Annotated in this window: 1 protein-coding gene; it reads right to left on the reverse strand. The window is 67.9% G+C overall.

Annotation, left to right across the window (positions count from 1 at the left end):
* Nucleotides 1-710 (reverse strand): efflux RND transporter permease subunit (locus AAE045_RS23515; protein ID WP_455549728.1); only part of this gene is annotated, 710 nt, incomplete at both ends.

Genomic DNA, 710 nt, shown 5'->3' on the forward strand with positions numbered 1-710 from the left:
GACCGGCCTGGACCAGCACGTCGTACTCCTCGCCGTTGTCGACGAAGGTGGTGACGCGGCGCGAGCCCATCATGGTTTCCAGCGCGCTGCCGATCGCGGTGACCGACACACCCAGATCGGCCGCACGCTGGCGGTCGATGTTCACGCGCATCTGCGGGCGCGTTTCCTTGTAGTCCGAATCCGTGCCGACCAGGCCGGGGTTGTCGGCCATGCGCAGCAGCATGCGGTCACGCCACTGCGCGATTTCTGCGTATTCCGGGCCACCGAGCACGATCTGGAACGGCTGCCCCTGGCTGCGGACCAGGCCGCCACCGACCTGGGTGCGCACGCGCACGCCCCGCAGATCATTGAGGTGGGTCTGCAGTTCGGCGGCCACGTCCGGGGTGGAGACATCGCGCTGGCGCCACGGCTGCAGGAACACGCTGATGCGGCCGGTATGCATTTCTTCGCTGGAGCCCCAGCCACCGGGCACGCGCGGGTTGGCACGCACGATCGGCTCGTCCTCGCCGACGAAACCGGAGACGATCTTCTCGACCTGCTGGACCTGGCCGACGGTGTAGTCGAAGCCGGCGCCTTCCGGGCCGTCGATCATGATCTGGAACGAGCCGCGGTCTTCGGCCGGGGCCAGTTCGGAGGGCAGCACCTTGAGCAGCAGCGCGCTGGCCAGCAACGAGAGGATCATCACCACGATGTAGACCCAGGTGCGGGTC

Source organism: Dryocola clanedunensis (genome assembly GCF_038405435.1).
Taxonomy (GTDB): Bacteria; Pseudomonadota; Gammaproteobacteria; order Enterobacterales; family Enterobacteriaceae; genus Dryocola; species Dryocola clanedunensis_A.